23 protein-coding genes are annotated in these 25,259 nt (G+C 66.9%); 12 read left to right on the forward strand and 11 right to left on the reverse strand.

Translation table 11 applies throughout. The annotated features are described in order from the left end of the window. The 4 genes from B3T77_RS11580 to B3T77_RS11595 form a co-directional block, all read right to left on the reverse strand. Positions 1-321, reverse strand: a 321-nt coding sequence (locus B3T77_RS11580) for a hypothetical protein (RefSeq protein ID WP_292079745.1), incomplete at its 3' end; no start/stop codon positions are given. Positions 322-370: 49 nt separating this feature from the next. Beyond that, entirely contained in the window at positions 371-979 is a 609-nt protein-coding gene (gene pth, locus B3T77_RS11585; protein ID WP_292079747.1) for an aminoacyl-tRNA hydrolase, read from the reverse strand. Between the two features lie 86 nt (positions 980-1,065). Further along, entirely contained in the window at positions 1,066-1,698 is a 633-nt protein-coding gene (locus B3T77_RS11590; protein WP_045810293.1) for a 50S ribosomal protein L25/general stress protein Ctc, read from the reverse strand. Between the two features lie 134 nt (positions 1,699-1,832). Beyond that, the gene (locus B3T77_RS11595) at positions 1,833-4,121 is read right to left on the reverse strand and encodes an ATP-binding protein (protein WP_292079750.1); all 2,289 of its coding nucleotides are present in this window, start codon (positions 4,119-4,121) and stop codon (positions 1,833-1,835) included. Positions 4,122-4,265: 144 nt separating this feature from the next. Here B3T77_RS11595 and B3T77_RS11600 point away from each other — a divergent pair, with 144 nt between their 5' ends. The 6 genes from B3T77_RS11600 (at position 4,266) to phoB (ending at position 10,926) form a co-directional block, all read left to right on the forward strand. Next, entirely contained in the window at positions 4,266-5,663 is a 1,398-nt protein-coding gene (locus B3T77_RS11600; RefSeq protein ID WP_292079752.1) for an ATP-binding protein, read from the forward strand. Between the two features lie 140 nt (positions 5,664-5,803). Further along, positions 5,804-7,234 carry a phosphate ABC transporter permease subunit PstC gene (gene pstC, locus B3T77_RS11605; RefSeq protein ID WP_055755010.1) on the forward strand — a complete coding sequence of 477 codons (1,431 nt, stop codon included), beginning with the start codon at positions 5,804-5,806 and terminating at the stop codon, positions 7,232-7,234. Then, the gene (gene pstA, locus B3T77_RS11610; protein ID WP_066623249.1) at positions 7,227-8,531 is read left to right on the forward strand and encodes a phosphate ABC transporter permease PstA; all 1,305 of its coding nucleotides are present in this window, start codon (positions 7,227-7,229) and stop codon (positions 8,529-8,531) included. Before pstC ends, pstA begins: the two co-directional genes overlap by 8 nt. Positions 8,532-8,535: 4 nt before the next feature. Further along, entirely contained in the window at positions 8,536-9,483 is a 948-nt protein-coding gene (gene pstB, locus B3T77_RS11615) for a phosphate ABC transporter ATP-binding protein PstB (protein WP_292079757.1), read from the forward strand. 4 nt (positions 9,484-9,487) lie between these two features. Beyond that, positions 9,488-10,213, forward strand: coding sequence for a phosphate signaling complex protein PhoU (phoU, locus tag B3T77_RS11620; RefSeq protein ID WP_017505976.1), 726 nt, complete (start codon positions 9,488-9,490; stop codon positions 10,211-10,213). A gap of 20 nt (positions 10,214-10,233) precedes the next feature. Then, a complete protein-coding gene (phoB, locus tag B3T77_RS11625) occupies positions 10,234-10,926 on the forward strand; it encodes a phosphate regulon transcriptional regulator PhoB (protein WP_017505977.1) in 693 nt (230 codons plus the stop codon). Between the two features lie 40 nt (positions 10,927-10,966). Here the strand turns inward: phoB and B3T77_RS11630 are convergent, their stop codons facing one another. Then, positions 10,967-11,890 (reverse strand): Hsp33 family molecular chaperone, encoded by a 924-nt coding sequence (locus B3T77_RS11630; protein WP_292079760.1) that lies wholly within the window; start codon positions 11,888-11,890, stop codon positions 10,967-10,969. A gap of 187 nt (positions 11,891-12,077) precedes the next feature. Between B3T77_RS11630 and B3T77_RS11635 the strand changes: the two genes are divergently transcribed. The 3 genes from B3T77_RS11635 (at position 12,078) to B3T77_RS11645 (ending at position 16,548) form a co-directional block, all read left to right on the forward strand. Beyond that, complete coding sequence (locus tag B3T77_RS11635) at positions 12,078-12,617, forward strand: hypothetical protein (RefSeq protein WP_055755006.1); 540 nt, start codon at positions 12,078-12,080, stop codon at positions 12,615-12,617. Between the two features lie 121 nt (positions 12,618-12,738). Beyond that, a complete protein-coding gene (gene serA / locus B3T77_RS11640; RefSeq protein ID WP_292079762.1) occupies positions 12,739-14,631 on the forward strand; it encodes a phosphoglycerate dehydrogenase in 1,893 nt (630 codons plus the stop codon). 114 nt (positions 14,632-14,745) lie between these two features. Next, complete coding sequence (locus B3T77_RS11645) at positions 14,746-16,548, forward strand: autotransporter domain-containing protein (protein ID WP_292079763.1); 1,803 nt, start codon at positions 14,746-14,748, stop codon at positions 16,546-16,548. Positions 16,549-16,570: 22 nt separating this feature from the next. Here the strand turns inward: B3T77_RS11645 and B3T77_RS11650 are convergent, their stop codons facing one another. After that, positions 16,571-17,134, reverse strand: coding sequence for a GGDEF domain-containing protein (locus tag B3T77_RS11650; protein ID WP_055804230.1), 564 nt, complete (start codon positions 17,132-17,134; stop codon positions 16,571-16,573). Positions 17,135-17,317: 183 nt separating this feature from the next. On the opposite strand from B3T77_RS11650, the gene purE reads away from it, so the two are divergent. Beyond that, a complete protein-coding gene (gene purE, locus B3T77_RS11655) occupies positions 17,318-17,809 on the forward strand; it encodes a 5-(carboxyamino)imidazole ribonucleotide mutase (protein WP_292079764.1) in 492 nt (163 codons plus the stop codon). Beyond that, entirely contained in the window at positions 17,810-18,892 is a 1,083-nt protein-coding gene (locus B3T77_RS11660; RefSeq protein ID WP_292079765.1) for a 5-(carboxyamino)imidazole ribonucleotide synthase, read from the forward strand. It abuts the gene before it with no gap. 247 nt (positions 18,893-19,139) lie between these two features. On the opposite strand, the gene B3T77_RS11665 is transcribed toward B3T77_RS11660, so the two are convergent. After that, positions 19,140-19,787 (reverse strand): COQ9 family protein, encoded by a 648-nt coding sequence (locus B3T77_RS11665; protein ID WP_292079766.1) that lies wholly within the window; start codon positions 19,785-19,787, stop codon positions 19,140-19,142. 188 nt (positions 19,788-19,975) lie between these two features. Between B3T77_RS11665 and rpsU the strand changes: the two genes are divergently transcribed. Next, a complete protein-coding gene (gene rpsU, locus B3T77_RS11670) occupies positions 19,976-20,218 on the forward strand; it encodes a 30S ribosomal protein S21 (RefSeq protein WP_026108547.1) in 243 nt (80 codons plus the stop codon). Positions 20,219-20,384: 166 nt separating this feature from the next. On the opposite strand, the gene B3T77_RS11675 is transcribed toward rpsU, so the two are convergent. The 4 genes from B3T77_RS11675 to B3T77_RS11690 all read right to left on the reverse strand — a co-directional run. Beyond that, entirely contained in the window at positions 20,385-21,743 is a 1,359-nt protein-coding gene (locus B3T77_RS11675) for an ABC transporter permease (RefSeq protein ID WP_292079767.1), read from the reverse strand. Beyond that, positions 21,740-22,687 carry an ABC transporter ATP-binding protein gene (locus tag B3T77_RS11680; RefSeq protein ID WP_017505988.1) on the reverse strand — a complete coding sequence of 316 codons (948 nt, stop codon included), beginning with the start codon at positions 22,685-22,687 and terminating at the stop codon, positions 21,740-21,742. Before B3T77_RS11680 ends, B3T77_RS11675 begins: the two co-directional genes overlap by 4 nt. Positions 22,688-22,760: 73 nt before the next feature. Continuing rightward, positions 22,761-24,647 carry a CocE/NonD family hydrolase gene (locus tag B3T77_RS11685; protein WP_292079769.1) on the reverse strand — a complete coding sequence of 629 codons (1,887 nt, stop codon included), beginning with the start codon at positions 24,645-24,647 and terminating at the stop codon, positions 22,761-22,763. Positions 24,648-24,714: 67 nt separating this feature from the next. After that, positions 24,715-25,259, reverse strand: a 545-nt coding sequence (locus tag B3T77_RS11690; RefSeq protein ID WP_292079770.1) for a M23 family metallopeptidase, incomplete at its 5' end; no start/stop codon positions are given.

A 25,259-nucleotide genomic window follows, 5' to 3' on the forward strand; every position in this document is an offset into this window, starting at 1 on the left:
GCTGGCGGCGACATAGACGACGCGCTCGACAGTGCGGACCACCGGCGCCGGATCCGGCGCTGGCGGGCAGGGCAGGGCGGCGGCCAACGGCATGACGCAGGCGGCGCATTTGGCCCCGACGTGCTTGTTGACCGGGCCGTCCATACCGCCGGACTGGATCGTCTGGGGGCCTTCCGCCGAACAGATGACCAGCGGGTGGCCCGGCTGGACCGCCGCCAGGGCCGCGAACGGCAACAGGGTTCCGAGCACGATCGCAAACACCGCCGCCAGGAAGGCGAGCGATTGCGAGATCGACCAATTGTCGGCCTGGGCGCGGGTCACGTCTCGCCTCTACGGCGTTTTGCGACGGCGCGATAGGCGGCGGTTTGTCCTAAAGCTCGCCGCGCGCGGCCTGGCGGGGGCTGAACTTGGGCGCGGGGGCCAGGCGCATGACCTCGCCCTGATAGCGTTCGTCGTCGCCGGCGATCGCGAAAGGCAGGGCGTCGGCGCAGGCCTGAAGCATGGCGTCCAGCCAGGGCTGTTCCGCCTTGTGGAAGTCGCCCAGGACGTGGGGCATGACCAGTTCCTTTTCGCCCGGATGGCCGATGCCCATGCGCGCGCGTCGGAAGTCGGCGCCCAGGTGGCTGATTAAGGAGCGGATGCCGTTCTGTCCCGCCGCGCCGCCGCCGGTCTTCATGCGGAACCGCCCGGGGGCCAGGTCGATCTCGTCGTGGAAGACGATGATTTCGCTCGGCTTGATCTTGTAGAACCGCGCCGCCTCGCCGACCGCCCGACCGCTTTCATTCATATAGGTCTGAGGCTTCATCAGAAGGACCTTGGCCCCGTCGACCAGACCCTCGCTGACGATCGACTGGAACTTGGCGCGCTCGGGACCGAACCGCCACCGGCGCGCGATCTCGTCGGCGGCCATGAAGCCGATGTTGTGCCGGTTCTTTTCGTATTTCCCGCCCGGATTGCCGAGCCCCGCGATGATGATCATGGCGTCCTCTTGCCGTTTGCGTCGGGCAAAGAAAAGCCCCGCACGGCGAACCGGGCGGGGCGTGATCTTGTCGAAGCGACGAAGGATCAGTCTTCGGTCTTCTCGGCCGGGGCGGCCTCGGCGTCAGCGGCTTCGTCAGCAGCTTCCGACAGGGCGGCCGACGAGATCTTGACCGTGGCGATCACGAAGTCGCGGTCGGTGATGGTGGCTTCCGCGCCCTTGGGCAGCTTGATGTCCGAGATGCGGATGGTGTCGCCGATTTCGGCCTTGGCCAGATCGACAACCAGTTCTTCCGGGATCTGGTCGGCGCGGACCAGGATCTCGACGGCGTGACGGACGATCTCCAGCGAGCCGCCCTGACGCGAGTAGGGCGCTTCATCGGCGTTCAGGAAGTGCACCGGCACTTCGATCTTGACCGGAGCCTTCTCGTCGACGCGCATCAGGTCGAAGTGCAGGGGGCGGTCCGAGACGGGGTCGAACTGCACGTCCTTGGCGATGACCGGCTGGGTCTCGTCGCCGTACTTCAGGGTCACCAGGTGGCCCAGCAGCTTGCCGGTGTAGAGCGACTTGCGGAAGTCCTTCTCGTTCACCGAAATGGCGACGGGGGCTTGCTCGCCGCCGTAAAGGACGCCCGGCACGAAACCGGCGCGACGCGCAGCGCGAGCGCCGCCGGTGCCGACGCCATCGCGGACGTCCACGTTCAGAATGATCTCGGCCATGTGGCTCGCCTCAACAACAACGGAAACGCCGCGCCAACCCGGGGCTCTCGCGGCGGGGGTGATGAACCCTCGAATTCAAGAGCGCGGGCTATTACACGCATCAGGTCCAAGGCGCAACCGTCAAAGGTTCCGCTTCACGCCGCCCGCGCGCGATCCTTCAGCAGCGACGTCGGCGCCGCGACGATGCCCAGCAGTTCGGCGGCGTTGAACGGCTTGGCCAGGTGGTGGTCGGCCCCAGCCGCGCGTCCGGCGGCGACGTGCTCTGGCATGGCGTTGGCGGTCAGCATGACGATCGGCGTGCGATCCAGGCCCATCGTCGCCTCGTGCAGGCGAATCTCCTGCGTCGCGGTCAGCCCATCCATGACGGGCATCTGCATGTCCATCAGCACCAAGTCGAAGGTGTCGGCCCGGAAACTTTCCAGCGCCTGGGCGCCGTTCTCGGCGATCACGATCTGCGTCGGCGTCTGCGCCAGAATCAGTTCGATGACGCGGCGGTTGGTCGGATGGTCGTCGGCGACCAGCACGCGGATCGTTCGCGCCTGCTCCACGACGGCGGGTTGGGCCGGCGCAGGCTCCTTGCGCGACGGGGCCTGGGTCTGTCTCAGCGGCAACGTCAGGATAAAGGCCGCGCCGCCGCCGGGTTCGCTCTCGCAGCCCAGGTCGCCGCCCATCATCTCGGCCAGCTGACGACAGATGGACAGGCCAAGACCAGAGCCGCCGAACTTGCGCGTGATGCCGCCGTCGGCCTGTTCGAAGCGACTGAACAGGCGCGCCCGCGTCGCGGCGTCGAAGCCGATGCCGCTGTCCTCGACGGTGAAACGAAGCACGGGCGAGCCCTCGCGGTCCGCGCCACGCTGCACGATCAGGCCGACAAAGCCCTTGCTGGTGAACTTGACGGCGTTCGAGATCAGATTGGTCAGCACCTGCTTCAGGCGCACCGCATCGCCCAGGATCCAGACGTCGTCCTCCAGATCGATATCCACATGGAAGGCGAGATGCTTCTCACGCGCGTTCTCCGCATAGAGCTGAGCCGCCTCGCGCACGACCGTCGCCAGTTCGAAGGCGTCTTCGGTCAGTTCCAGCTTGCCCGATTCGACGCGCGCCAGATCCAGGATGTCGCTCAGCAGGGTCTGCAGCGTCTTTCCCGACGCCTGCATCAAATCCAGCATCTCACGCTGCTCAGCCGTCAGATCGGTCTTGGCCAGGGCCTGGGACAGGCCGATCACGCCGTTCAACGGCGTGCGGATCTCATGGCTCATGTTCGCCAGAAACTGGCTCTTGGCGACATTGGCGGCCTCGGCCGCGTCGCGCGCTTCGGACAGGGCCTCGGCGTCGCGCTTCAGATCGGTGATGTCGTTGCAGACCGTGACCGTCCCGCCCTCGGACGTACGGCGGTCCTGAATACGCAGCCAACGCCCGCCGGCGACCTGCTGCTCGCTGTTCGATGAAAGCTGACGACGGGCCTGCATGCGCTCATTCAGCCATTCTTCTTCGCGGCCGGCCGCCTCCTGATAGCGGCCTTCGTCGATGCCGATGCGCAAGGCCTCTCGGAAGGTCAGGCCGACGACCAGATGCGGCTCAAGCTCGGGGTTCACCTCGGCATAGCGCGCATTCCAAAGCACCAGCCGATCCTTGGAATCATAGAAGCCCAGGCCGTCGGGCATGGCGTCCACCGCCTCGCGGATACGGCGCAGTGCGGTGGCGCGCGAAATATAGGCCATCATGCTCAGCACGGTGGCGGCCGTGCAGATCATCAGCAGAATGGCGGCCAGCAGCAGTCGCATCGCCTCGCTGGACAGCCCCTGGTCGGCGGCGACGGTCGGGTCCGGCGTCACCGTGATGGCCGCCATGCCGATGAAATGAAGAACGATGACGGTCGCGGACAGTCCCGTCGTCGTCGCCAGCAGGCGCAGCAGGCCGCCTCGACGATAGAAGAAGGCCGTCGCGCCCCCGATCGCCAGGGCCGCGATGATGGACAGGGCGACTAGGCCGGGATCCCAACTGATGTGCGCCGGCGCCTTGATGGCGGCCATACCGAGGTAATGCATGGCTCCGACGCCGGCGACGGCGATCACGGCGGCCAGCACGCGCCACATGCGGCCCTTGCCCATCAACGTCGAGCCGATCGTCAGGCCGATCATGGCCAGCGCGATCCCCAGGGAGGCGACCGTCAGGAAGGGATTGTAACGCACCGGCACGCCGGCCACGAACCCCTGCATGGCCACGAAATGGGTCGCCCAGATCGACAAGGCCCCGATCATGACGGCCAGCAGGACCGAACGGCGGCGTCGCCCGGGATCGCGCCGACCCATCCGTTGCATGACGTGGGTCGACACGCCCAGACCGGCCATGCAGATCAGCGCAGCGAACACCGTGATCCGCCAGTCGTGATCGTGCGCAATGCAATGGATGATGCGGTCCACGAGGCCTCCCCTTGGGTGTACGATAGGCGACAATCCTAAAGAAACCGTGCGGCGAAGCTTATGGGCGCCTCAGGCTGTCGGCACGCCGTCACAGAATCCGTGCAAGGATCGGAATCGTTCTTCAGTTCGAGGTCGCCCGGACCCATGCCTTACGAAGTCTCGCCATCGCCGGTCGCGCCGGTTTCCACCTCGCGGCTGTGGACGGTCGGCGCCAGCATCGGCATCGCCATCGTGACCCTGCTGGTGCTGGCGATCCTGCATCCCGAACTTGCGAACTGGCTGGTCGGCGGGGCGGTGATCGTGGCGGCCTCGGCTTGGCTGTTGAACATGAACGAGGCGGCCAGGGCTGAGCCGGCGGCCAGTCAAGGCGCTGCGACCGAGCCCGCCATCGACATGGTGACGGGCGATCTTCTCGACCGGGTGTTTGAGGCGCTGGACGATCCGGTGCTGGTGGTCAGCGGCGGCGAGCCGGACGACATCGCCGGGCGGCGCATTGTCATGGCGAACGCGGCGGCGCGCGAGCTTCTGCGCATCCAGCGTCAGGGCGCCTTGCTGGTCCAAGTGATCCGCGAACCGGGCGTGTTGGAGGCGGTAGACGAGGCCCTGTTCGGCGGGACGGCGCGCACCACGGACTATGCGACGGGCGGTCAGCGCGACCGACGCTGGCGCGCCTGGACCCGGCCGCTCTCACTCGAAGCGTCAGGCAAGGCCGGGTCGGAGCTGGCCCTGCTGATCCTGCGCGACGAAACGGACTCGCGCCGTATCGAGATGATGCGCGTGGACTTCCTGGCCAACGCCAGCCACGAACTGCGTACGCCCCTGGCCTCGCTCAGCGGTTTCATCGAGACCCTGAAAGGCCATGCCCGTGAGGACGTGGTTGCGCGCGACCGGTTCCTGGACATCATGTCGGCCCAGGCGGACCGAATGGGGCGGCTGGTCGCGGATCTGCTGTCGCTGAGCCGGATCGAGCTGAACGAGCATATTCCGCCCTCTGGCCGCGTCGATCTGGACCGCGCCGCCTCTGACGTGGTCGACGCCATCAGCGTTCTGACGCGCGAAAAGGAGATCGCCATCGCCCTGGATCAGGGCGAGGCGAGGGCGTCGATCAGCGGCGATCGGGACGAGATCTTGCAGGTGGTGCAGAACCTGCTCGACAACGCCGTCAAATATTCGTCACGCAACGGCACGGTCGAAATCTCGGTGCGTTCGGACCTGTCGTTCGACGAGGCCTGGGCCTCGCGCATGCCCGGCGCCACACGACTGCCGCTGGTCACGCCGGATCGCACAGCAGGCGTCTCCTATGCTGCGGTCACGGTGCGCGATCATGGGCCCGGCATGGCGCGCGAACATCTGCCCCGACTGACCGAGCGCTTCTATCGGGTCGAGGGTCAAAAGAGCGGCGAGCGGCAGGGGACGGGGCTGGGCCTGGCCATCGTCAAACACATCATCAACCGTCACCAGGGCGGTCTGGTGGTCGAAAGCGCGCCCGGCATGGGCGCCGCCTTCACCGCCTGGTTTCCCCAGCCGGTAGAGCGACGCTGAGGCCGCGACGGACGGTCGCTGTCACCCAACTGTCATCGACCCGTCGTAATCCGCTGACCATTCGCAGGCAGTAGTCGCGCCGCGTTGGTCCCGATGTTCAGGACCGTCGTCGATTCGCGCACGGCGCTTCGGACTTCTGAATGATCTGGATTTATCTGCTGATCCTCGTCGCCTTGAGTGCGGCCGCCTTCTTGGGCGGACGCACGTTGGCGCGTCGTCGTGCGATCGGCGCAAAGCCCCATTCCCGCCCCGGCCAGCACGGCGCCTATGCCCTGATCTGGGTCGCCGCGCCGGCTCTGCTGGTCTTGATCCTGGCCTCGGTCTTCGCCGCCCCGCTTCAGCGTCAGTTGACCGCCGTCGGCACGCCTGATGCGGTCGCGGCGCTGGAGCCGTTCCGTCGCGACGCCTTCTTCGCCGACGCCCACCGCGTGGGTCGCGGAGAGGCCGCGCTGCAGATCTGGGAACGCCCGCTGGCCGAACAGCTGCCGGTCGAGGCGCGCCGCATGGTTCGCATCGAACGCACCCTGTCGTGGGGCGGCGGCGTCGCCGCCATTCTGGCCGCCATCCTGGGCGGCCTGTTCGCCCTGACGCAGATCAAGCCTCAGACGCGCGCCCGGAACCGGGTCGAGGGCTGGATCTACGGCGCCCTGTTCGTCTGCTCGGCCATCGCTGTCCTGACCACCTTGGGCATCATCGCCTCCCTGGCCTTCGACAGCTTCCGATTCTTCCAGAAGGTGCCGGTTCTCGACTTCCTGTTCGGCACGCAATGGAGCCCCCAGATCGCGATCCGCGCCGATCAGGTTGGGTCCTCTGGCGCCTTCGGGGCCGTGCCGCTGTTCGCCGGCACCCTGCTGATCATGGTCATCGCCATGTGCGTCGCTGCGCCCATCGGCCTGCTGTCGGCTATCTATCTGTCGGAATACGCCGGCCGCACGACCCGCGCGGTGATCAAGCCGCTGCTGGAGATCCTCGCCGGCGTGCCGACCGTCGTTTACGGCTTCTTCGCCGCCCTGACCGTCGGGCCGTTGCTGCGGGTCTTCTTCAACGAGATCGGCCTCTTCCTGATCGGCGGACCGCTGGACGGGCTCGGCCAATACCTGGCTCTGGTTCAGAACCAGATGGCCCTTACGGCCGGCGCCGTGATGGGCATCATGCTGATCCCGTTCGTGTCGTCCCTGTCCGACGACATCCTGAACGCCGTGCCTCAGTCGCTGCGTGACGGCTCGTTCGCCATGGGCGCGACGAAGTCCGAGACGGTGAAGCGGGTTCTTCTGCCTGCCGCGCTGCCGGGCATCGCCGGCGCCCTGCTGCTGGCGGTGTCGCGCGCCATTGGCGAGACCATGATCGTGACCATGGCCGCGGGCCTGGCCGCCAACCTGACTTTCAATCCGCTGGACACCGTCACCACCGTCACCGTTCAGATCGTGACCCTGCTGACCGGCGACCAGGAGTTCAACAGCGCCAAGACCCTGTCCGCCTTCGGCCTGGGCCTGACCCTATTCCTGGTCACCCTGATGCTGAACATCATCGCCCACCGGATCGTGCAGACCTATCGGGAACAATATGACTGACGCGACCCCCGATCAGATCGACGGCGCGGCCGCCAAGGGACGTCTCGACCGCCTGCGTGCAGGTCTTAAGCGTCGCCACGCCAAGGAAACGCGCTTCAAATGGTATGGCCGCCTGGCCATCGCGGCCGCCATGCTGTTCCTGGCCGTGCTGCTGGTGCGCATCGTCGAGCAGGGCCACACCGCCTTCTACACGCACACCGTCACCGTGCCGGTCTTCATGGACCCGGCGCGCGTGGACCGCGCCTATCCGCAGGGCTCCAACTTCGAGCAACTGGCCGCCGAGCAGCAGCTGGCCCGCATGGGTATTCAGGACGACGCGGCGGGGACCAAAGCCGCGCAGATGAAGCGGTTGTTCTCGTCGGAGCTGAAGTTCGTCGCTGCTGACCTGGTCGCCAAGCGCAGCGAGGTCATCGGCGAGACCGTGCCCCTGGCCGTGCCGCTGTCCGATGACGCCGATCTGTATCTGAAGGGCGAAATCTCCAGGGAGACGCCCGAGGATCAGCGCCGCCTGACCGACCAGCAGATCGCCTGGCTGGACCGGATGCAGACCGAAGGCGTGATCGGCTCGCACTTCAACACCGCCCTGTTCACCAACGGCGATTCGACGCAGCCGGAACTGGCGGGCGTCCTGGGCGCCGTGGTCGGTTCGGCCCTGATGCTGATGGTTACGGCCCTGATCGCCATTCCGCTGGGCGTCGGCGCGGCCATCTGGCTGGAAGAGTTCGCGCCCAAGAACAAGCTGACCGACATCATCGAGGTCAACATCAACAACCTCGCGGCCGTGCCGTCCATCGTCTACGGCCTCTTGGGTCTGGCCCTCTTCATCAACTGGATGCATCTGCCGCGCGCCAGTCCCATTGTCGGCGGTCTGGTCCTGGCGCTGATGGCCTTGCCGACCCTGGTCATCGCCACCCGTTCGGCGCTGAAAGCCGTGCCCCCGTCGATCCGCGAGGCCGCCCTGGCCATGGGCGCATCCAAGACCCAGACGGTGTTCAGCCACGTCCTGCCGCTGGCCATGCCTGGCGTCATGACCGGCGCCATCATCTCGATGGCCCACGCCCTGGGCGAGACCGCGCCGCTGCTGCTGATCGGCATGGTCAGCTTCGTGCCGGGCGTGCCGCACGCCATCGACCAGCCTGTCGGCGCGCTGCCCTCGCTGATCTACATCTGGGAGAATGCCTCGGAGCGGGCCTTCCACGAACGCACCGCTGCGGCGATCATCGTCCTGCTGGTCTTCATGATCATCATGAACGCGGCGGCCATTATCCTGAGGCGGCGCTTCGAGCGTCGGTGGTAAGAGAATGAAATTCCGTATTTTCCGCTCCGCCGAGGACCAGACCGGCGCCGGCTCGATCGATCCGACCGAAGCGCCGCGCATGGGCGGTCAGATCCTGCCCGAAATCGCCCCATCCAAGGGCGCAGCCGCCGAACCGCGTGTCGAGGACGCTACGCCCCGGTCGGGCCCCGCCGTGGTCGACAGCCCGCCCGTCGGTCCGATCAAGATCGCCGCGCGGGACGTCTCGGTCTTCTATGAGGGCAAACAGGCGCTCTATGACGTCTCGTTGGATATTCCGGACAAGACCGTCACGGCCCTGATCGGCCCGTCGGGCTGCGGCAAGTCCACCTTCCTGCGGACCATGAACCGCATGAACGACACCATCGCCGGGGCCAAGGTCACGGGCCGCATCGCCATGGACGGCGAGGACATCAACGACCGTTCCATCGACCCGGTGCTTCTGCGCGCCCGCGTCGGCATGGTGTTCCAGCGTCCGAACCCCTTCCCGAAATCGATCTACGAAAACGTCGCCTACGGGCCCAAGATCCACGGCCTGGTGTCGTCCAAGGCCGAGATGGACGAGGTCGTTGAAAAGGCGCTCAAGCGCGCTGGCCTGTGGGAAGAGGTCGCCGACCGCCTGCAATCGTCGGCCATGGGTCTGTCAGGCGGCCAGCAGCAGCGTCTGGTCATCGCCCGCGCCATCGCCGTGAACCCCGAAGTCATCCTGATGGACGAACCCTGCTCGGCGCTGGACCCCATCGCCACGGCGCGGATCGAGGAACTGATCGACGAACTGCGCGAGCGGTTCTGCATCGTCATCGTCACCCACTCGATGGCCCAGGCCGCGCGCGTGTCGCAACGCACCGCCTTCTTCCACATGGGCCGTCTGGTCGAGACCGGGGATACGGAAGACATCTTCCAGAATCCGCGCGAACGGCGCACGCTCGACTACATCACGGGACGCTTCGGCTAATCCGATGAACCAGCACACCGTCAAAGCCTATGGCGACGAACTGAACCAGATCACGGCCGAGATCGCCCGCATGGGCGGTCTGGCCGAGGCCCAGGTCGCGGACGCCATCGATTCCGTCGCCCGGCGCGACATCGCCCTGGCCCGCGCCGTGGTCGAACGCGATCTGAAGCTGGACGCCCTGCACCGCGATATCGAGAAGAAGGCGATCCGCCTGATCGCCCTGCGCCAGCCGGTCGCCAGCGACTTGCGCCGCACCCTGGGCGCCATGAAGATCGCCACCGATCTGGAGCGCACAGGCGACCTGGCCAAGAACATCGCCAAGCGCGCGCTGATCCTGGCCGAAGCCCAGCCGATGCAGCCCCTGACCCGTTCGATCGAGCGGATGGGAAGGCTGGTCTCGACCCGCCTGCGCGATGTGCTGGACGCCTATACGGCCTCGGAACTCGATCGGGCCGTCGCCGTCTGGCAGACCGACGACGAGGTCGATGAGCATTACAACGCCCTGTTCCGCGAACTGCTGACCTACATGATGGGCGATCCGCGCACGATCGGCGCCTGCACCCATCTGCTCTTCATGGCCAAGAACCTGGAGCGGATCGGCGATCACGCGACCAACATCGCCGAAACCGTCCACTACGAGATCACGGGCGAGGACATCGTGGGCGAACGCCCGCGCGCCCAGCCCACGGCCGAGGATTCCGATCCGACGCCGAACCTTTCGACGCACTGACCCGAGACCGGAGACCCGACGTGCAGCCCTATATCCTTGTGATGGAAGACGAGGACGCGCTGGCGACCCTTCTTCAGTACAATCTCGAAAAGGAAGGCTACGACGTCGCCGTCGCCGCCGACGGCGAGGAGGGCATGCTCCAGATCGACGAGCGTCTGCCCGATCTGGTGTTGCTGGACTGGATGCTGCCCAAGCTGTCGGGCATCGAGGTCTGCCGTCGCATTCGCGGCAAGGCCGAGACCCGCAACCTGCCGATCATCATGCTGACGGCGCGTGGCGAAGAGAGCGACCGGGTTCGCGGTCTGGACACCGGCGCCGACGACTATCTGACCAAGCCTTTTTCGATGGTCGAGCTGATCGCGCGCATCCGCGCCGTGCTGCGCCGCATCCGTCCGGGGCTGGCCGACGACCGCCTGAACCACGGCGACATCGTCGTGGATCGCGTCTCGCACCGGGTGAAGCGCAACGGCAAGGAGGTCCATCTGGGCCCGACCGAGTTCCGCTTGCTGGACCACTTCATGCAGCACCCCGGACGGGTGTTCAGCCGCGAGCAGCTGCTCGACGCCGTCTGGGGCTCGGACGTCTATGTCGAGGCCCGCACCGTCGACGTCCACGTCGGTCGCCTGCGCAAGGCCCTGGCCATCGCCGACGAAAGCGCCAACCCCATCCGCACGGTCCGCTCGGCGGGCTATTCGCTGGATTTGGAAGGCTGAGATCAAAAAAAGGGCGGCTCTCGTAGCCGCCCTTTTTAACTTAGATCTGGTCTGCGACCACTTCGTCGGGGTCCAGCGCATAGACCGTGGCGCAATATTCGCAGGTGACGCGGATCTTGCCGTCGTCCTCCAACATGTCGGCGCGCTCGGCGGGATCGAACGAGGCCAGGACCGAGGCGATCCGTTCGCGCGAGCAACGGCAGACGGCCGTCAGTTCTCGCGCGCCCTCCAGTCGCACGCCGTCTTCGTGGAACAGGCGGAACAGCAGCGTCTCGGGCGAGATCGTCGGATCGACCAGCTCGTCATCGCCCAGCGTGCCGAACAGGGCCCGCGTGCGGTCCCAGACCTCTTCGGTCGAACCACGCGCCTCGTCGCCGGCGATGATCTGGATCATCGCCCCGCCGGCGCGCCATTGCGATCCGGCCTCGGTCTGAACTTGGCCGACGGCCAGACGCACCTTGGTCGGCACCTGTTCCGACTGCTGGAAATAATGTTCGGCGGCCAACGACAGGCTTTCGCCCTCGATCGGCGTGATCCCTTGGGTGCGCTCGAAGTCGGGGCCCCGATCCAGCGTCATGATGAAGACGCCCTGGCCCAGCAGCGAACGGGCGCCGGGACGGGCGAAGCCCTGCGACGCCTCGGCCACCTCGGCCTCGTCGTAGCGGCAATAGCCGCGCAGTGGGCCGTCGGTGCCATAGTCGGCGACGACGTAGCGCACGGGGCCGTCGCCCTGGGCCTGGACCAGCAGGCGGCCCTCGAACTTCAGGCTGGAGCCGATCAGGGCGGCCAGTGCGCAGGCCTCGCCCAACAGGGCGGCGACAGGCTCGGGATAGGCGTGTGCGGCCAGGATCTTGTCGATGGTCGCGCCCAGGCGAACCAGGCGACCACGCACGGGCCAGCCTTCGATCTGGAAGGCGGCGGCCAGATCGTCGGAAACGGGAATGTTGGACGCGTGATCGGTCACGGCGAGGTCCTTTGGGGCGTCATTTCGGGATCGCGGCTATGTAGGCGCCCGCGGGCGGCTTGATAAGGGGGCGAATCCGCCGGGTCTGGGGGAGGGCGACGGAACCGATTTCGGCGCGGATCGCTCTTTTGGCTCAAGCGGAGCCGTCGCTCCGTTCATGACGCCAATAACTGAAGAGGTTCCGCCGATGATCCGCGACATCGATCCGATCGAAGAGATTCGCAAACACCCCGGCATCACCGCCGGCAGCCTCCTCGCAGTCGCGCTCGGCGCTGTCGCCGTCGTCTATCTGACGCAACGCAGCGGCCCCACCCGTTACCAGCGCATCAAGTCGCGTATCGACCCGCGCGGCTGGGTCGATACGTCCGAACTGCGCGACCGTTTCCACGACGCCGTCGACGCCTTCCGCCACCGGGCCGAGGATGTCGGTGAGCGCGCCGGCGCACTTTCGCGCGACGCCCGCCACCGCGCCGCAGACACCGCCTATGACGTGCGCGATCGCGCCGACGACTGGTTCCGTTCGGCCCGCAAGGACGGCAAGAAGGCGCTGAAGAAGCATGGCAAGACGGCGCGCCGCTATGCTGACGACGCCGGTCAATATGCGCGTGACCACGCCCGCGAAGGCGGCGCGCTTCTGGCGGTGGCGACCATCGCCGCAGCCGTCGGCGCGGCAGTTCTCGAAAGCCGTCGTCCCGACAGCCACGTGCGTCGCATCGCGCGCTTTTGATATTTTCGTGCCGCTCGCCCGGTGAAAATCGCGGCGGGCGGCAAACTTTTAGCGCATCTGCCCACAGTAAGCAGCATCGCTCGGCTTTGCCGCAGGCGCGAAGGCCGCTAAGACGCCGCCCATGAGCGCGCGCCCCACCCTGATCTTCGACTTCGATTCGACCCTGGTCGATTTCGAGACCCTTGAGGCTTTGGCCGACATCGCCCTGGCGGACGCGCCGGGCGCATCCGAGACGCGCGCCCAGATCGCCGCCCTGACAGATCAGGCTATGGCTGGGGAGATCGAATTCGGCGAGGCTTTGCGCCGCCGTCTGGCGCTGTTGCCGCTGACCCGCGCCCATGTCGCCGCCCTGGCCCAGACCGCGCCGGACCACCTGACGGCGTCGGTGCGGCGCAACCTGAATTTCTTCCAGCAGAATAAGGGCAAGGTCGTCATCCTCTCCGGCGGCTTCCGCGAGGTGATTGCCCCCGTCGCCGAAGAGCTGGGCGTCTCTGCCGATCGCGTGCTGTGCAACGATCTGATCTATGACGCCGACGACCGCGTGGTGGGCGTTGACGACGCCAACCCCTTGTCGCACGCCAACGGCAAGCCGACCGCCATTCACGGTCTGAACCTGTCGGGTCGCGTCGTCATGGTCGGCGATGGCTGGAACGACGCCGAGGTCAAGATCGCGGGCGCCGCTGACGCCTTTTACGCCTTCACCGAGGTCGTGCGCCGCGCGCCGGTGGTCCAGGTCGCCGACGCCGAGGCCGCGTCGCTCGACGAGGTGCTGCATGCCGAAGGCCTTGTCGGCCGCTGGTCCTTCCCGCGCAGCCGCATGAAGATGCTGCTTTTGGAAAACATCCACCCCGCCGCCGTCGAGCGGCTGGAAGAGGCGGGCTATTCGGTCGAAACCCAGAAGGGGGCGCTGGACGAGGACGATCTGATCGCGGCCATCAAGGGCGTCCATGTCCTGGGCATCCGTTCCAAGACCACGGTCAGCCGCCGCGTGCTGGAACAGGCCGACCGCCTGATGGCCATCGCGGCCTTCTGCATCGGCACCAACCAGATCGACCTGGACGCGGCCTCGGATCACGGGGTGGCGGTGTTCAACGCGCCCTATTCGAACACCCGTTCGGTGGTCGAGCTGGCCATCGGCCTGATGATCGTCCTGATGCGCGACGTGGCGGACAAGTCCTCGGCCATGCACGTCGGCAAGTGGAACAAGTCCGCCACCGGCTCCAAGGAGCTGCGCGGCAAGACCCTGGGCATCGTGGGCTATGGCGCGATCGGCAGCCAGTTGTCGGTCCTGGCCGAAAACCTGGGCATGCGGGTGCTGTTCTATGACCTGTCGGAGCGCCTGGCTTTGGGCAACGCGCGCCGCATGCGCTCGCTGGACGCGCTTCTGGCCGAAAGCGACGTGGTCACCCTGCATGTCGATGGCCGCAAGGAGAATGCCAACATCTTCGGCGCGGCCCAGTTCGGCCGGATGAAGGAAGGCGCGTTGTTCCTGAATCTGGCGCGCGGCCATGTGGTTGATGTCGGCGCCCTGTCCCAGGCGATCGGCTCGGGCCGGGTCGCCGGCGCCGCCGTCGATGTCTTCCCCGAAGAACCGCGCACCAACGCCGACCCCTTCGAGAGCCCCCTTCAGGGCCTGCCCAACATGATCCTGACGCCGCACATAGGCGGCTCGACCGAAGAGGCGCAGGAGGCCATCGCCGAGTTCGCGGCCGAACGCCTGCTGGGCTACCTGAACCGGGGCGACACGACCTTCAGCGTCAATCTGCCCAACGTCCAGCTTTCCGAAGTTTCGGGCGCGCACCGCATCCTGCACATCCACCGGAACCAGCCGGGCGTCCTGGCCGAACTGAACCGCGCCCTGGCGTCGGCGGGCCTGAACATCCTCGGCCAGCACCTGAAGACGGACGAGCGCACGGGCTATGTCATCACCGACGTGGACCGCGACTACGACCCGGAGGCGCTGCGCGAACTCAAGACGGTGCCGGGCACGCTGAAATTCCGCACGTTGCAGTGATACGTCGCTCGCAAATATCTTCCGAAAGCTGACCTCGCGGCATCTTGCGCTCTGCGCGAACTGGCGCATCCTCACGTCGAACGGCCGCGCAACGACGGCTGCGGGAGGAATTTCATGTCACGCTTCATCACCGGCGGCGCCGTCGCCGCTCTGGCGCTTGCCGCCTGCGCCTTTGCCGGCTCGGCCTCGGCCCAGACCTACAACCGTCTGGTCGTCTTCGGCGACAGTCTCAGCGACAACGGCAACCTGTTTCTGATCTCGGGCGGGACCCAGCCGCCGTCGCCGCCTTATGCGCGCCGCTTCTCGAACGGTCCGACCTTCGTTGAACTGCTGGGCTTCAACGCCGCCAACTTCAACGGCTCGGTCACGGGCAGCATCAACTACGCCTTCGGCGGCTCGCGGACCGACGCCTCGGCTGGGGTGCCGTTCGGCATGCTGAATCAGCTGTCGCGCTACACCGCCGCAGGCGGGCGTTTCAGCTCGACCGATCTGGTCAGCGTCCTGGGCGGCGCCAACGACATCTTCCAGGGCCTGCCCGCCGCCGGCGCTTCCGCCAGCCCTGTCGCCGCCATCACGCCGGTCGCCACGACTGCCGCCGCCAACATCAACAGCCTGGTCAACACCGTGGCGGGTGCGGGGGCCGGGACCATCCTGGTCACCAACCTGCCCAAGCTCAGCCTGACGCCTCAGTTCCGCGGCACGACCGCCGCGCCCCTGGCCGACTTCGCCGTCACCACCTTCAACACGGCGCTTCAGACCAATCTGACCGCCACGGCCGCCGCCCGCCCAGGCAGCAACATCATCATGATGGACCTGTACAAGATCGGCGACACCCTGGCCGGCAATCCAGGCCTGTTCGGCATCACCAACATCACCCAGCCCTGCTTCAACGGCGTGACGGTCTGCACGAACCCGGACAGCTACTTCTACTTCGACGGCGTCCACCCGACCGCAGCGGGCCATCGGATCATCGCCCAACTGGCGACCGACTACCTCTACTATGGCGACATCGGCGCCCAATCGACCTTGCAGGGCGAGACGGCCTATCGTCACCGCGAGGACGCCCTGGACGCCGCCGGCGAGGCCTTGTCGGGTCGCCAGCCGTGGGAGGCCGGCGTATCCGTCACAACTTCGGCCCTGATCGACAGCGCCGACACCGACGCGCGCGGCTCGGTCACCAGTTCGTCCAGCGACGGCTGGGGCGCCCGTATCGCGCTTGAGGCCGGCCCCTCGGCCAACTGGCGCTTCGGTCTGGCCGGCACGGCGCGCAACACCGACGTCGAAAGCCAGGCGCTGCAGTTCAACGTCGAAAGCTTCGGCCTGGACGTCTATGGCGGCTGGCGCTCGGGCGATGTCTTCGTCAACGCCGCCGTCGGCGTGGCGCGTGACAACATCGACGACATCGAACGCACCACCAGCCTGGCGCCGATCGTTCACACCGCCGAAACCCGCGCGCTCAGCAGCGGCGCGCGTCTGCAGGGCGGCATGTGGTTCGACATGGGCGGCGTCGCCCTGTCGCCCCGTGCGGCCATTGCCTATGTGTCCAGCGACGTGGACGGCTATTACGAACAGGGCGTCGGCGCCCAGTATCAGTACGGCGATCGCACCGTGAAAGCCCTGACCGGCGAGGTCGCCCTGCGCGCCGAGGCGGAAATGGGCGGGTTCGGCTTGTTCGCCGAGGGTGGCTACCGCGACGCCCTGGACGACAGCTCCGATCCAGTGCGCGTCGGTCTCTACAACAACCCGGCCCAGGTGCTGTCGCGCGAGATCGACGATCCGTTCGGCGGCCAGTTCCTGGCCTCGGCCGGCGTCGAGGGGTCGGTCGGCCCGGTCAAGGTGACGGTCGGCTATCGCGGCCGCTTCGGCGATCACGCCGACAGCCACATGGGCGGCATTCAGCTGAAACTGCCGCTTTAAGCGGCGGGGGCGGGAAGGGGCCTTAGCGCCCCTTCTTCCTCACCCACATGGCGGCGTCGGCTTCGGTCAGCCAGACCTCGGCGTCGGTATGGCCGTCCCAGGCGCGCACGCCGAACGAGCCGCCCAGTTCGGTCTTCTGGCCGTCCCAGACAAAGCCCTCGGTCTTCAGCGCCTCGGCCAGCTGACGCGCCTTGGCCCGGCCCTCTTCATAGCCCGCGTGCAACATCAGCAGGGCGAACTCGTCGCCGCCTAGCCGACCCACTGCATCCGACTCGCGCAGATTGGCCAGGAACAGCTCGGCCACCGCCACCAGGGCCGCATCGCCAGCCGCATGGCCCAGGCTGTCGTTGACGCTCTTGAACCCGTCCATGTCCAGATACAGCAGCACCGCCGGCACCCCGTGCCGCTGACAATAGGCCATGGTCCGCTGCATCGCTGTGATGAAGCCGCGCCGGTTCAGGGCGGGGGTCAGCACATCGTGGTCGGCGGCGGCCTCGGCGGCGGCGGCGCGCGTCTTCCACGCTTCCAGCTCGACGCGCAGGCGCGCGATTTCGGCGGTCAGATCGTGTTCGGCCACGTCGGTCACGGCGCAGGGATGGCTCCGAAGGCGCGACTCAGTCTGCGTCGCGCGGTCGAACGATGGTAGAGCGTGATCCGTCGACATTGAAGGCCGACATTACGGGCCGACGCGGCTGAAATCACGGTGTTGCGGTTGCGGGCGTCACCCGCGTGCTGTAACCGGCGCCTTTCCGCGAGGGGCCTTGCAGACATGGCGACTTCCGAAACCCCGGTGGCGATCATCATGGGCAGCCGGTCCGACTGGCCGACCATGAAGCTGGCCGCCGATCGCCTGGATCAACTGGGCGTCGCCTGGGACGCCAAGGTCGTCAGCGCCCACCGCACGCCCCAACGCCTGGTCGAGTTCGCCACGGGCGCCAAGGCCGCCGGATACAAGGTCATCATCGCCGGGGCAGGGGGCGCCGCCCATCTGCCGGGCATGGCCGCCTCCATGACCGAACTGCCGGTGCTGGGCGTGCCGGTCCAGTCCAAGGCGCTGAAGGGCATGGATAGTCTGCTGTCGATCGTTCAGATGCCGGCCGGCGTTCCGGTCGCAACCCTGGCCATCGGCGAGGCGGGGGCCGCCAACGCCGGCATCCTGGCCGCCCAGATCCTGGCTCTGTCGGACGAGGCATTGGCCGGACGTTTGGCCGCCTTCCGCGCCGCCCAGACCGAATCCGTCGCAGAAACCGTCGAGGACTGAGTGCCTGATCTTCCGCTTCCCCCCGGTTCGACCCTCGGCATCATCGGCGGAGGCCAACTGGGCCGGATGCTGAGCCAGGCCGCCTCGCGCCTGGGCTTCGACGTCGTGATCCTGGACCCCGAGGCCGACAGCCCGGCCGGCCGGGTCTCGGCGCGCCAGATCGTCGCCGCCTATGACGACCCCAAGGCCCTGTCGGCGCTGGGCCGCGCCGCCGATGTCGTGACCTTCGAGTTCGAGAATGTTCCGGCCGAATCCATCGAGCGTCTGGCCGAGGCCGGCGCCCTCGTCGCGCCGGGACCGACGGCGCTTCGCGTGTCGCAGGACCGGGTGGACGAAAAGACCTTCCTGAACGCCGTCGGCGCCCCTACGGTCGCCTTCGCCGTCGTCGACACGCTGGACGACCTGGTCGTCGGCCTGATGGAACTGGGCCTGCCCGCCCTGCTGAAGACCCGCCGCGAAGGCTATGACGGCAAGGGCCAGGTCTGGATCCACGCCATCGCGGACGCGCCCGCCGCCCTGGAAAGCCTGGGCGGTCGTCCGGCCATCCTGGAGTCCAAGGCGACCTTCGTGCGCGAACTGTCGGTCATCGCCGCCCGCGACTGGGACGGCCACATGGCGGTCTATCCGCTGGGCGAGAACCGGCACGAGAGCGGCGTTCTGCGCACCACCCTGGCCCCCGCCGCCGTGGACGAGAAAACCCAAGTTCGCGCCCGCGCCATCGCCGAGGCGATCCTGGACGGGCTGGACTACGTCGGCGTTCTGGGCGTCGAACTGTTCGACCTCGGCGACGACGTGCTTCTGGTCAACGAGATCGCCCCGCGCGTTCACAACACCGGCCACTGGACCCAGGACGGCTGCGTCTGCGATCAGTTCGAACAGCATATCCGCGCCGTCGCCGGCTGGCCGCTCGGCCCCACGACGGCCCACGCCCGCATCGAAATGACAAACCTGCTGGGTGACGAAGTCGAGGACTGGCGCAAGCTGTCGGCCAAGTCCGACGAACGCCTGCACCTCTACGGCAAGGCCCAGGCCCGCCCCGGCCGCAAGATGGCGCATGTGAACCGGGTGCTGAGCGTCGTCTGATCAGCCGACCTTGGTCGCGTCACACCGCACGAAATTGAGCACGCCGTTGGGAATCGGTTTGCTCTCGACCCAACAGGCCTTCGGCTTCACTCGTGACGGCGGCTCTTGGTAAGAAAGTACGCCCAAAAGCGCCGACCCTGCCAAAACGCCTACGCCACTCAAGGCGATAGTCTTTCGCATCCCACACCCTCCGTTGGAACGAAGGGTCGCATTGGTTGCGCTTTTCTGCAACCTTGACGGGTTTGCCTTACGCCCTCGCCCCATACCGCATGCGGCTCAGCGCATCGCTGACCTTTCGGAACGGCGCGTCGAAATCCTTGCCCGCCTTCCACTTCTCGAAGGCCATGACGTTATCGATCCGGCGGGCGACGAAGGCCTCCGCCGCTTCTCGTCCGTCGAACCAGCGCATGGTCAGGGCGGGAATCAGGATGCCCGACAGGATCGTCCGCTTCGAATAGTGGTTCCAGTCGGTCGCCTCGTCACCGGCCCAGCGCCACAGATGATCCGCGCTTTCCCAGGCCAGTTTCAGCCCCAGATCGGCGTTGACGGGCAGGGCCAGGAAGGCGGCGCAGCGACGCGTGGCCTCCAGATCGGCGGCACCCGCCTCCATCCGCTCGGACACGGCGCGGGCGATTCGCTCGCGAATCTTCAGCGACTTGGCGTCGATTTCACCCAGAGCCGCCAGCGCCCTCGCATCATGGCGGCGCGACAGCAGGGCCGCCAGATCGCGCGCGCCGTTGGGCAGCAGCAATTCCTCGTCGCCCTGTGACAGCCCGCACGCCTCGCAGGCCTCGCGCACCAGACGCGCGTTCCAACCCAGCGCGGGCGCGCGGGCGATGGCGGCGTCCAGCACGGTCTGTTCGGTCCGGTCGGCCCAGTCTGTCGTCTCGGTCATAAGGGCGATCATACGCCGGTCGTCATGGCGTTTCGAGCCTTGAAGAATGGTCGCGACGATCTGGACAGAAGGAGGCGGCTCGTGTATCAGCGCGCCTTCATCCGAGAGCCCGGCTGTCGGAAGACGATTTTATTTTGTTCGCCCGTCTCCCTCACAGGACGCGGCGGGCGGCCAAAGGAGAGTTTAACCTGGTTCAGATTTTCGTTCGCGACAACAACGTCGACCAAGCGCTCAAAGCCCTGAAGAAGAAGATGCAGCGCGAGGGCAGCTTCCGTGAAATGAAGCGCCACGTGCACTTCGAGAAGCCCTCGGAAAAGCGCGCCCGTCAAAAGGCCGAAGCCATCCGTCGCGCCCGCAAGCTGGCGCGCAAGCGCATGCAGCGCGAGGGCCTGCTGCCTGCGCCGAAGCCGCGCGTTCCCGGCGGTCGTTAAGACCCCGGCGAAAGCCGAAAGATTTAAGGCCGCTTCCTTCGGGAAGCGGCCTTTTTCTTTGCGTTTCGTTTCTGCGGGGCGTGGTGGAGAGCTCTTCAAGTTTGACAGAGGAAGCGCCGCGCCACCTCCCCATCGCGACGCGATAGGGAGGTGACAACCGTGCCGCCTACGCCCGTCCGGTAATCGCCCGGCCGAAGCTCTTCCAGCTCAGCTTCACGTCCGACAGCGCCCCGGCGCGGAAGGCCCGCCCGGCGATCCACACCATGAAGGCGGCGGTCGCGAACATGCCGATCAACGTCAGAATCACCTCCACCAGCGGCGGATCGCTGGGCGCGCGGGCGCTCATCAGGAACGGAGTGAAGAACGGAATCCAGGACAGCACCTTGACCACCGGCGCATCCGGACTGGTCAGGGCCATCTGCATCACCAGGATCGGCACGACCAGGATCATCATGATCGGCCCCATCAGGGTCTGGGCGTCGCGCGGCGTCTCGCAGAAGGCGCCGATGGCGGCGAACAGCACCGCATACATCAGGTATCCGCCGACCATATAGGCGATGAAATAGAAGATCAGGCCGTCGTGCAGCAGAACCTGTCCGACCGTCGCCGCCGTCTCGGGCGAGGCCGAAATCAGGGTGAAGGCCCCGATCCCGCCCCAGACCCCCATGACCGTCAGGGTCAGCAGCGCCACGCCCAGCACCTTGCCCGTCAGGATTTCGGTCGCCGAGGCTGAGGACAGCAGCACCTCCAGGATCTTGTTCGACTTCTCCTCCATCACGCTGTTCAGCAGGATGGAGGCCCCTGTGATGACCAGCGACCACAGGAGGAAGCCGACGCCCAGTCCGATGAAGGACGGGATCCGGTCACGCATCGACACTTCACCCCCGCTGGCCGCGCTGGGCGAGAAGGACTTCACCTCTGGCCGGAAGGTCTGAACCTCCTGCGCCACGGTCGGGGCGACTCCGGCTGCGGTAAGAAGTTCGGTGCGCCGTGCATCGCGAAGCGCATTGCGGACGAAGCCGGAGACGTCATTGTCGGTGGCGCGCGCGGTCCAGACCTGTGCGGCGGGCTTCCCATCCATGCGGCTCAGGAAAACCACGGCGTCGAGGCGCTTGGCCTTCGAGGTCTGCTTGTCCAACGCCTTGCGGATCGCCTCGTCACGGGCCGGGCCGACGGCGTCGGCGATGGCGGGCGGCGCGTCGACCAGACGGATCTTGGGGCCCGTGATGGAGGCGACGGCGCGCCCGGCGCCGGCCTGTCCCTTTTCAGCGGCTTCGCGTAGGCGTTCGTTCTGACGATCCACATCCGCTTGCAGAGAGGCGCGAACGGCGGCGGCCAGACCCGTCGCATTGGGGCCTTCCTCGATCACCGCCACCGACTTGATCGGTTCGGAGGCCTTGATCAGGGCCGGAATGCCGCCGCCCAGCACGGCGAACAGCGGAAAGGCCAGAAGCGACAGCCAGAAGCCGACGGTCTTGGCGTAGGCGACATATTCGCGTCGCGCGATCAGCAGGGTGCGGTTCATCGGACAGCTTCCACGGATGCGACGGGTTGGTCGGGATGGTCGCCGGTCAGGCCGATGAAGGCGTCGTGCAGCGTCGGCTCCTTCAGCGCGAAGCCGCGCACGTCTAGCCCGTTCAGGAAGGCCGTCTTCAACGTATCCTGACCTCCGGCGCCGGGCGCCAGGGCGATCTTCAGGCGACGCACGCCATCGACGTCGGATAGGGTCTCGACGCCCGCGACGCCGGGCAGGGCGGCGGCGGCGTCCGCGCTGATCGCGCCGTCCAGATCCAGAAAGCGCGGCGAGGTGGCCTTGGCCTGATCCACCGTCCCTTCGAACGCCTTCTTGCCGCGGGCCAGCAGCACGACCTTGTCGCACAGCCGCTCGGCATGCTGCATCACGTGGGTGGAGAACAGCACCGTGGCGCCGTTCGCGGCCAGCCCGCGAATCATCGCCTCCAGGCCCTGCTGGTTCATCGGGTCCAGGCCGGAGAAGGGCTCATCCAGAATCACGAACTCGGGCTGGTGCACGACCGAGGCGATCAGCTGCACCTTCTGCGCCATCCCCTTGGACAGCTCCTTCATCTTCTTTTTCTGCGCCTCGCCGAGCCCCTGCTGCTCCAGCAGGGTCTTGGCGCGCTTGCGGCCTTCGGCGACCGGCAGGCCTTTCAGCGCCCCGAAGAAGGCGATGGCCTCGACCGGCGTCATCTTTTTATAGAGGCCGCGTTCCTCGGGCAGGAAACCGATCCGGTCGCGCACCTTGCGCCCGTCGTCGGCGCCCAGGATCTCGATCCGCCCCGACGTCGCCGGCTGCAACCCCAGGATCATCCGCAGGGTCGAGGTCTTGCCCGCCCCGTTCGGTCCCAGAAAGCCGCAGATCGACCCCTTCTCGACCTGAAAACTCAGATCGCGCACGGCGTGGAAATCGCCGTATCGCTTGTTCACCCCATCCAGCGTCAACGCCGCCATGTCGCCTCCCAAATCCCTGTCGTCAGACTAGAATCCGACGACAGGGGACGCCAGCGACTTCGGCGCGGGGCGCCTATTTCACCACAGGCAGATCGATGTAGGAGGCGTCGTCGCCCGCGTGATGGATGGCGTTGTCGGCGACCACGCCCTGGCTCTCGGTCTCGTTCGGTCCGCCCGTGTTCAGGTTGCGCACGAACTTGGGGAAGTTGGAGCTGGTGACTTCGACCCGGATGCGGTGACCGGGCTGGAAGGTGTTGCTGATGGTCAGCGGCGTGGGCTGCACGGTCGCCACCTGGCCCGGCGTCAGGGGTGCGGGGCGATCATAGCCGTTGCGATAGCGCGCCCGCATGATGGTGTCGCCCAGGATATAGGCCGTGCCGTCCGGCGCCACATCCACCAGCTTGACCGCGAAATCGGTGTCGGGCGCAGAGGACGACACCTTCAGCACCGCATCGATGAAGCCGGTGACCTGCATCGGCTCGGTCAGCGCTTCCGAGGTATAGACCAGCACGTCGTTGCGCGCTTCGATCGGTCGCTGATCGAAGGCCCCGGCCGTGACCAGGCCGCCGTTGCAGCAATCGCCGCCGCCGATGGTCTGGACCGGGTTCATCGGATCATAGCGATAGCGGTCGGCCGGCTCGCCGGCGGGCGGCGCCTGAAGGCTCAGCAGGCCATCGCCATTCAAGCTGTTGGCGCCGCCGCCCGAGCGCAGATACATCCGCACCGTCCTGACCCCGGCCGGCGGCCACTGCGCGGCCGTGCGCCAAGCGTTTTCGCCCATGTTGAAATACTGCACGTGCGGCGTGCTCTCGGGGAAGGCGCGGCGCTCGCCCTTCAGCCAGCGATCGAACCAGGCGTGCACCAGGGCGTCGCTGTCGAAGGTGGCGTCGCCTAGCGGGCGGTCGCCCGACTTGTAGTTCGGCCCCAGGCCCGCAAAGGCGCAGTGGTTGTTGGGGCCGACCACGACGTACTGGTTCTCGGCCGCTTCGCGATCCTGGGTCGTGGACCGGGCGTGGTTGAACAGCTCCATGTTCGGGCCGATGGAGACGTCGTACCAGCTGTTGAACCACAGCGACGGCACGCCCCAGCCCATGTCGTCGTGATACAGGCCGCCCTGACGCCAGGCCGGATCGGATGGGGTGCGCGCGATCAGTTCCTCGAACGTGCCGGCCGGCTCGCCCAGGTCCTTCAGCATGTCATTGACCGGCAGATGCCGGATCTGGCTGGGCCAATTCACATCCGGCTTCTTGGCGTCCAGGTCGTTATAGCGGACGATCCGGGCGCGGGTTTCCTGGTCAATATCCATCGGGATCTGGGCGCGCTGCGGATTGTCCACGCCGTAAAGCCACACGAAGAACAGGTTGCGCGGCACGCCCCCGGTGTACCAGTTGCCCTGTTCTTGGAACCGTCCGACCTTGCCGATGCCGGCGCCCGAGGCCTGGGGCACCATGGCGGCGTGGGCCGGGTGGTTCTGGGCCGCCAGGGTCAACTGCCACTCTGCGGAGGACGAACAGCCCAAGGTGCCGACCTTGCCGTTCGACCAGGGCTGGGCCGCGATCCACGTCAGGGCGTCATAGCCGTCGGTCTGGGGATAGCCCAGGATCTGATAGTCGCCACCCGAGAAATACCGTCCCCGCTCGTTCTGGATGACGAAGGCATAGCCCTTGCTGACCCAGCTCAGGGCCGAACGCGTGGTGCGGGCGTTGTAGGCCAGCTCGTTATAGGGCGTGCGGACGAACACGGTCGGCAAGGGGCCGGGCGCGTTCTTGGGGCGATAGACATTGGTGGCCAGTCCCACGCCGTCGCGCATCGGCACCATGACCGCCATCTGCACATCCGCCAGGCGCGACAGCTCGGTCTGTGCGGCGGCGTCGCTGTAGCGCCCATAATCCTGCGCTGAAGCGGCGATGGGCGTGGCGGCCAAAAGGCCCGCGACGACGGCGGCGACGATCTTGTTCATGTCCATCCCTCCCAGAACGAGAGGGGACACTAGGACGTTTGCGGCGTCCGTCGCAACGCAATGCGCGTCAGGCCTTGGCCTTCACCGTCACGTCGAAATGGCGATCGACCACCTTGGTCGGATTGACCTGGGCGCCGCCGCGACGGACCTCGAAATGCAGATGCGGGCCGGTAGAATATCCGGTGGAGCCGACCAGACCGATGCGCTGACCGGGCGCGACAGCGTCGCCATTCGCCACATCAATCCGGCTCAGGTGGCCGTACAGGGTGCTCATGCCGTTGGGGTGGCGCACCTCGATGAAGTTGCCATAGCCCTCGGGGTCGTACCCCGTGCGGATGACCTCGCCCTCGGCGGCGGTGAAGACGGTCGTGCCTTTCGGCGCGGCGATGTCGACGCCCTTGTGCGCGCGCGCCTTGGCTTCGATGGCCAGTTTGCGCAGGCCGAACGGCGAGTTGATCGCATAGCCGCGCACCGGGGCGGTGAAGGCGATCTGGCGCGTGATCGGCCCGGCTTTTTCAACCTCGGCCTTCAGGGGCGGCGAGACCGGCGCGGCGATCTGGGTCGGCGGCGGCAAGGCGGCCTCGCGCGCGGCATAGATCGGAAGAGCGGTTC

This window comes from Brevundimonas sp. UBA7838 (genome assembly GCF_002500885.1).
GTDB lineage: Bacteria > Pseudomonadota > Alphaproteobacteria > Caulobacterales > Caulobacteraceae > Brevundimonas > Brevundimonas vesicularis_C.

Bases quoted from the DNA above. Each gene is read 5' to 3' on its own strand.
- B3T77_RS11635 (WP_055755006.1), top strand. From the start codon at position 12,078: ATGATCCGCGACATCGATCCGATCGAAGAGATTCGCAAACACCCCGGC.
- pstC (WP_055755010.1), top strand. From the start codon at position 5,804: ATGATCTGGATTTATCTGCTGATCCTCGTCGCCTTGAGTGCGGCCGCC.
- serA (WP_292079762.1), top strand. From the start codon at position 12,739: ATGAGCGCGCGCCCCACCCTGATCTTCGACTTCGATTCGACCCTGGTC.
- B3T77_RS11665 (WP_292079766.1), bottom strand. From the start codon at position 19,787: ATGACCGAGACGACAGACTGGGCCGACCGGACCGAACAGACCGTGCTG.
- pstB (WP_292079757.1), top strand. From the start codon at position 8,536: ATGAAATTCCGTATTTTCCGCTCCGCCGAGGACCAGACCGGCGCCGGC.
- B3T77_RS11685 (WP_292079769.1), bottom strand. From the start codon at position 24,647: ATGAACAAGATCGTCGCCGCCGTCGTCGCGGGCCTTTTGGCCGCCACG.
- B3T77_RS11675 (WP_292079767.1), bottom strand. From the start codon at position 21,743: ATGAACCGCACCCTGCTGATCGCGCGACGCGAATATGTCGCCTACGCC.
- pth (WP_292079747.1), bottom strand. From the start codon at position 979: ATGATCATCATCGCGGGGCTCGGCAATCCGGGCGGGAAATACGAAAAG.
- B3T77_RS11680 (WP_017505988.1), bottom strand. From the start codon at position 22,687: ATGGCGGCGTTGACGCTGGATGGGGTGAACAAGCGATACGGCGATTTC.
- phoU (WP_017505976.1), top strand. From the start codon at position 9,488: ATGAACCAGCACACCGTCAAAGCCTATGGCGACGAACTGAACCAGATC.
- B3T77_RS11600 (WP_292079752.1), top strand. From the start codon at position 4,266: ATGCCTTACGAAGTCTCGCCATCGCCGGTCGCGCCGGTTTCCACCTCG.
- B3T77_RS11645 (WP_292079763.1), top strand. From the start codon at position 14,746: ATGTCACGCTTCATCACCGGCGGCGCCGTCGCCGCTCTGGCGCTTGCC.
- purE (WP_292079764.1), top strand. From the start codon at position 17,318: ATGGCGACTTCCGAAACCCCGGTGGCGATCATCATGGGCAGCCGGTCC.
- pstA (WP_066623249.1), top strand. From the start codon at position 7,227: ATGACTGACGCGACCCCCGATCAGATCGACGGCGCGGCCGCCAAGGGA.
- B3T77_RS11590 (WP_045810293.1), bottom strand. From the start codon at position 1,698: ATGGCCGAGATCATTCTGAACGTGGACGTCCGCGATGGCGTCGGCACC.